The 6,682-nt window shown below is 72.6% G+C and carries 1 protein-coding gene; it reads right to left on the bottom strand.

What is annotated here, in order from left to right:
- Window positions 1-6,682: type I polyketide synthase (locus C569_RS0129180; protein ID WP_018789239.1), on the bottom strand; the 6,682-nt coding region annotated here is incomplete at both ends.

Below are 6,682 nucleotides of genomic sequence, written 5' to 3'. Positions count from 1 at the left end.
CTGTGCTTCGGGGATGTCGGTGAACAGACACGACGGACGCAACGCCGTGAACGACGGCACAAACCGATCCCACCGCACATCCGCCACCACCACCTGCCCCTCACCACCATCCAACGCCCGCTGCAACGCCACCACCGCCAACTCCGGATCCATCCCCGGCAAACCACGCCGACTCAACTGCTCCCCCGCCACCCCCACCGCCATACCCGCCTCAGCCCACGGCCCCCACGCCACCGACGTCCCCACCAACCCACGCCCACGCCGCGACACCACCAACCCATCCACAAACGCATTCCCCGCCGCATACCCCACCTGACCCGCAGAACCCCACACCCCCGCAATCGACGAAAACACCACAAACGCATCCAAATCCAAACCAGCAGTCAACTCATCCAACACCACCGCACCACCAACCTTCGCCCGCAACACCTCCTCCACCTCACCCACACCCACCTCACCCAACGGCGTCAACTGCGCCACACCAGCCGCATGCACCACCGCCCGCAACCGCTCACCCCGCCCCACCAAATCCCCCAACAACCCCGCCACCGCACCACGATCCGCCACATCACAACCCACCACCGACACCCGCACACCCAAACCCTCCAACCGCCCCACCAACTCCCCCACACCCGGCGCACCACCACCACGCCGACTCACCAACACCACATGCTCCGCACCCACACCCACCGCCCACAACGCCACCCGCGCACCCAACGCCCCCGTACCACCCGTCACCAACACCGTCCCCGACAACCGAAAACCACCACCCACACCCACACCCACACCCGCACCCGCACCCGCCGGACAACCCGCACGCACCAACCGCCGCACAAACACACCCGACGACCGCAACGCCACCTGATCCTCAACCCCCGACGACAACACCCCACACAACCAACCCCACACACCACCACCCAACACACCCGGCAAATCCACCAAACCACCCCACCGCAACGGCACCTCCAAACCCACCACCCGACCCAAACCCCACACCGCACCACCGTCCAGGTCGGTCAGAGGCTCGGAGTCGTCCACGGAGACGGCACCGCTGGTCAGCCACCACAACCGACCCTCAACCTCGGTGACTGCAAGCGCCTGCGCGACCGCCAGTGCCTCGACGACACCGGCGCCGGCCAGCGACATCAGCGAGATCATCCCGGCGACCGGTCCTGCCGCCGCCGAGGCGGCGGACAGCCGACGGGCGATCCCGTCCCGGTCCAGCTCGTCAAGCACCACGGGGATCATCTCGGCGCCCCGCTCAGCCAGCCCGGCCAGCAACGGGTGGTCCTCCTGGCCGGGGACCATCAGCACCAGCCAGGAGCCGGTCAGGTTCTCGTTCCCGGTCACGTCCTGGCGCCGCCACACCACGCGGTAGCGCCAGGAGTCCACCGTCGACCGCTGCTGTGCGGCCCGCCGCCACTGCGCGAGCTTGGGCAGGACCGCGCTGAACGGTTCGTCCGCGCCGACACCCAGCTCGCCGCCGACCAGGTCGGGGTCGCCGGACTCCACGGCCGCCCAGAACCGCCCGTCGAGAGCTTCGCCATGCGCGTCCCGGCGGGCCGCGGGCGCCGCCTCGGGCCAGTACCAGGTGTGGTCGAAGGCGTACGTGGGCAGGTCGACCACCCCCGGCCGGGCGCCGGCCTGACCGTGGTACGCAGCCCAGTCGACCGGCACACCCGCCACCCACAACTGCCCCAGCGCCGCCGTCACCGCGGCGACCTCCGACTGGTCCCGCCGCGATGCCGGAACCCGCCGCACCCCCGCATCCGCGACGATCTCCGCCACCATCGCCGTCAACGTCGCATCCGGACCCACCTCCAGGAAGGTGTCCACCCCCAACGCCCGCAACGCCACCACACCGTCGGCGAAGCGCACCGGCTGCCGCACGTGCCGCACCCAGTACTCCGGATCCACCAGCTCCAACGGGTCCGCCACGGCACCCGTCACGTTCGACACCACCCCGACGCGCGGCACCCGCCAGTCGAGCCCCGCCACCACCGACCGGAACTCCTCCAGCATCGGCTCCATCAACCGCGAGTGGAACGCGTGACTGACCGCGAGCTCCTTCACCCGCCAACCCCGCTCACGGGCGGTCGCCTCCACCGAGGCCACCTCATCGGCCGCGCCCGAGACGACCACCGACGCGGGGCCGTTGACCGCCGCGATGTCCACGGCCGCGCCCGACGCGCCAAGCAGCTCGGCGACAGCCTCCTCCGACGCGCCGACGGCCGCCATCACGCCACCGGCCGGCAACGCCTGCATCAACCGACCCCGCGCCGCCACCAACGTGCACGCATCCCCCAGGGACAACATCCCCGACACGTACGCCGCCGTCACCTCACCGATGGAGTGACCCGCCAGGTAGTCGGCCCGTACGCCCCACGACGCGAGCAACTCCCACAACGCCACCTCGACCGCGAACAACCCCGCCTGCGCGAACACGGTCTGATCCAACAGAGCAGCAGCTCCCGAACCCGCCTCCGCGAACACCACCTCGCGCAGCGCACGCGGCAACAAGCCGTCGAAACGCGCGCACACCTCGTCGAACGACGCCGCGAACACCGGGAACGCGTCATACAGCTCCCGGCCCATCCCGGCGCGCTGCGAACCCTGACCCGTGAACAACACCGCCCGACGACCCGCCGACACCACACCCGACACCGCCGACCCGCCCTCGGCCACCGCCGACAGGCCGGCAACCAGCTCGTCCCCCGACGAGCCCCACACCACCGCCCGATGCTCCAACGCCGCCCGGGTCGTCGCCAACGACCACGACACATCCGCCGGCGACAGGGACCCGGACCGCACGAACGACGCCAACCGCCCGGCCTGACCCACCAGAGCACGCTCCGAACGACCCGACACCACCCACGGCACCGGCAGACCGACGGACGCGCCCTGCTGATCTCCATCCCGTTCGCGGCGACCGGCGTCGGCAGACGCGGGAACCGGCAGCCCGTCCGCCGATCCGCCCCGGTCGGTCTCGTCGCGCTGCTGCGCACCCGAGAGGTGGACGGACTCCGCCGCCAACTCTGGCTGCTCGATGATCACGTGCGCGTTCGTCCCCGAAATACCGAACGACGACACACCCGCTCGCCGCACACGCCCCACACCCGGCCACTCACGCGAGGCCGTCACCAACTCCACCGCACCCGACGACCAATCGACATGCGACGAAGGAGCATCCACATGCAACGACGCGGGGACGACACCCGCCCGCATTGCCAAGACCATCTTGATCACACCCGCCACCCCCGCAGCCGCCTGCGTGTGACCGATGTTCGACTTCACCGACCCCAACAACAACGGCACATCCCGACCCTGCCCATACGTCGCCAACAACGCCTGCGCCTCGATCGGATCACCCAACGCCGTACCCGTACCGTGCGCCTCCACCACATCCACATCAGCCGCCGACAAACCCGCAAACGCCAGAGCCTGACGGATCACCCGCTGCTGCGACGGACCATTCGGCGCCGTCAAACCATTCGACGCACCATCCTGATTCACCGCCGAACCCCGCACCACCGCCAGAACCCGACGACCCGCACGCCGCGCATCCGACAACCGCTGCACGACGAGGACGCCGACGCCCTCGCCCCACGCGGTGCCGTCCGCCGACTCGGCGAAGGCCTTGCAGCGGCCGTCGGCCGACAGCCCGCCCTGGCGGGAGAACTCGATGAAGGCGCCCGGGGTGGCCATCACCGTGACGCCGCCGGCCAGCGCGAGGTCGCACTCCCCCGACCGCAGCGCCTGCGCCGCCAGGTGCAACGCCACGAGCGACGAGGAACACGCCGTGTCCACAGTCACGGCCGGCCCCTCGAACCCGAACGAGTACGCCACCCGACCCGACAACACGCTCGCGGAGGCACCCGTCGCGCCGTACCCGGCGAGGGGCTCCCCGGCCTCGCGTACGACGGTCTCGTAGTCCTGGCCGTTGGTGCCGGCGAACACCCCGACGCGGCTGCCGCGCAGCGCGAGGGGTTCGATCCGGGCGTCCTCGAACGCCTCCCAGGAGACCTCGAGCAGCAGTCGCTGCTGCGGGTCCATGGCGAGGGCCTCGCGCGGCGAGATGCCGAAGAACTCCGCGTCGAAGCCACCCGCGTCGGCCAGGAAGGCTCCGCGCGAGACGTAGGAGTCGGCGCCGGCCAGCGACTCCAGGTCCCAGTGCCGGTTGGTCGGGAAGTCCGACATCGCGTCGGCGCCGGCGGTGAGCAGCTCCCAGAGGCCCTCCGGGGACTCGGCTCCGGCGGGGAAACGGCAGCCCATGCCGACGACGACGATCGGGTCGTCGCCCACGACGGGGCCGGTGACGGTGGTGGGGGCGGGAAGGGCCTGCCCGCCCAGCAGTTCGGCGTGGATGTGCCCGGCGAGGGCGGCGGAGTTCGGGTAGTCGAAGGCGAGCGTGCTCGGCAACGCGAGGCCGGTCGCCGCGTCGAGCCGGTTGCGCAGTTCGACGGCTGCCAACGAGGTGAAGCCGAGGTCCTGGAACGCCCGGTCCGGCGCCACCCGCTCGACGGACTCGTGGCCGAGCACGGCGGCGACCTCGGCGCGTACCAGGTCGCCGAGGACGCGTAGCTGCTCCGCGCCGGGCAGTCCCGACAGGCGCAGACGCAGGTCGGCCGCCAGTGCGGGGGCGTCGGCGGTCACTGCCGCGCCGGCCTCGGCCAGCAGGTCGCGGACCAGCGGGTGGGCGCGCCCGGAACCGGCGGCGGCCACTCGGGCCCAGTCGACGTCGGCCACGACGAGGTACGTCTCGTCGCGGTCCAGCGCCCGGCTGAAGGCGCGCACGGCCGTCTCCGGCGCCATCGCGCCGAAACCGGTACGGCTGAGCCGCTGCTCGAAGTCGCCCGCGCTCACCCCGCCGTCGGCCCACAGGCCCCAGGCGAGCGAGGTGCCCGGCAGCCCCTCGGCGCGGCGGCGCTGCGCCAGGGCGTCGAGGAACGCGTTGCCGGGCGCGTACGTGGCCTGGCCGGCGGCGCCCATGAGCCCGGCGAGGGAGGAGAAGAGGACGAACGCGGAGAGGTCCGCGTTCCGGGTCAGCTCGTCCAGGTTGCGCGCGGCGTCGACCTTCGCCCGCAGGGCGGTGGCCAGCTGGTCGACACTCACGGCGTCGACGACGTTGTCGTCGAGGGCGGCGGCGGTGTGCACGACCGCGCTCAGCGGAAGCTCGGCGGGGATCGAGTCGAGCAGCGCCGCGAGCGCGTCCCGGTCGGCCACGTCGCAGGACGCGAGGGTGACGCGGCTGCCGAGCGCGGTGAGTTCGTCGGCGAGGGCGGTCGCCCCCGGTGCCTCGCTGCCCCGCCTGCTGACCAGCAGGAGGTGTTCGGTGCCTTCGGCTGCCAGTGCGCGGGCGACGTGCCCGCCGAGGGCCCCGGTGCCACCGGTGATCAGCACCGTGCCGCACGGCGTCCAGGAGCCACGCGGGCCGCTGTCCCCGTACGCCGCCCGGACGAGCCGGCGCGCGTGGGCGCCGTTGCGGCGCAGGGCGATCTCGTCCTCCCCGCCGGTGCCGGCGACCAGCGTCCGGAGCATGCGTACGGCGTTCTGGTCGGGCTGCTCGGGCAGGTCGACGAGCCCGCCCCACCGGTGCGGGTGCTCGGCCCGCAGCACGCTGCCGAAGCCCCACGCCATCGCCTGTACGGGATCGACGTGCCGGTCCCGGGATCCGACGGAGACCGCGCCGCGGGTGGCGATCCAGAGCCGGGCGGTGATCCCGGCGTCGCCGAGCGCCTGCGCGAGCGCGACGGTGCCGGCGAGGCCGGCCGGCACCGAGCCGGTCCTGGCGTACCGACGGTTGTCGAGGGCCAGGAGGGAGAGCACGGTCAGCGGCTCCCCGCCGCGGCCGGTCGACGCCTCGGCGAGGTCGTGGGCGAGCCGCTTGCGGTCGCAGGTGGCGTCGACCTCGACGATCCGCCCGTCGGCGGCGCCGAGGGCGGTCGCCCAGTTCGTCAGGGCCGCGTCGGCGTCAGCCGGTACGACGAGCAGGAAGTCGGTCGCCTCGGCGCGGGCGGCATCGTCCGTGAGCGGCTGCCAGGCCACCCGGTAGCGCCAGGAGTCGAGGGCGGCCTCGGCGTCTCGGCGCCGCCGCCAGGTGGACAGCGCCGGGAGGACGTCGGCGAGCGGCGCGTCGGCGTCGACAGCCAGGCTCTCGGCGAGGGTCGTGAGGTCCTCCGCCTCGATCGCGCGCCAGAAGTCCTCGTCGGCGGCGGTACGCCGGGCTGCGGGGGGACGGTAGGAGCGCGTCGCCGCGTTGATCCAGTAGCGCCGGTGGTCGAAGGCGTACGTGGGCAGATCGACCACCCGCGGCCGGGCACCGGCCTGGCCGTGGTACGCCGCCCAGTCCACCGGCACACCCGCCACCCACAACCGCCCCAGCGCCGACGTCAACACGCCGACCTCCGGCTGATCCCGCCGCGACACCGCGACACACCGCACCCCGGCATCACCGACGATCTCCGCCACCGTCGCCGTCAACGTCGCATCCGGACCAACCTCCAGGAAGGTGTCCACCCCCTGTGCCCGCAACGCCGCCACACCGTCGGCGAACCGCACCGGCTGGCGTACGTGCCGCACCCAGTAGCCGGGCTCGGTGATCTCTGCGGCGTCCGCGACCGCGCCGGTCACGTTCGACACGATCGGCACCCGCGGCGGCTGCCAGTCCAGCCCCGCCACCACC

This window comes from Micromonospora sp. CNB394 (genome assembly GCF_000374985.1).
Lineage (GTDB): Bacteria > Actinomycetota > Actinomycetes > Mycobacteriales > Micromonosporaceae > Micromonospora > Micromonospora marina.
This window is presented reverse-complemented; position numbering and strand designations above follow the sequence as displayed.